1 protein-coding gene is annotated in these 371 nt (G+C 49.1%); it reads left to right on the top strand.

Annotation, left to right across the window (positions count from 1 at the left end):
• Window positions 1-61: 61 nt before the first annotated feature.
• A partial coding sequence (locus RH40_RS03540) for a BspA family leucine-rich repeat surface protein (RefSeq protein WP_009599957.1) occupies window positions 62-371 on the top strand: 310 nt, incomplete at its 3' end.

The following is a 371-nucleotide window of genomic DNA, read 5'->3' as shown; positions in this document are numbered from 1 at the left end:
ACACTACTCGTAGCCTTTTAACCAACCCATCGGTGAATGGAGTACCTCCAAGGTTGAAAATATGGCGGCGATGTTTAAAGGCGCCACAGCCTTTAACCAACCCATCGGTGACTGGGATACCTCAAAGGTTCAGAGCATGAATGAGATGTTTGCAGGCGCCACCAGTTTTAACCAACCCATTGGCAACTGGGATACCTCCAACGTCAATTCCAACACTGATTGGTGGTACCTTCAAGGAATGGCCGCCATGTTTAAAGGTGCTACCAGCTTTAACCAACCCATCGGTGGTTGGAACACCTCCAAGGTTGGAAATATGAGGGAGATGTTTGAAAGCGCCTCCGCCTTTAACCAACCCATCGGTGGTTGGAACA

Origin of the sequence: Vibrio caribbeanicus ATCC BAA-2122 (assembly GCF_000165125.1) — a bacterium.
Lineage (GTDB): Bacteria > Pseudomonadota > Gammaproteobacteria > Enterobacterales > Vibrionaceae > Vibrio > Vibrio caribbeanicus.
The sequence above is the reverse complement of the archived record's forward strand: the minus strand, read 5'-3'. Positions and strand labels throughout refer to the sequence as shown.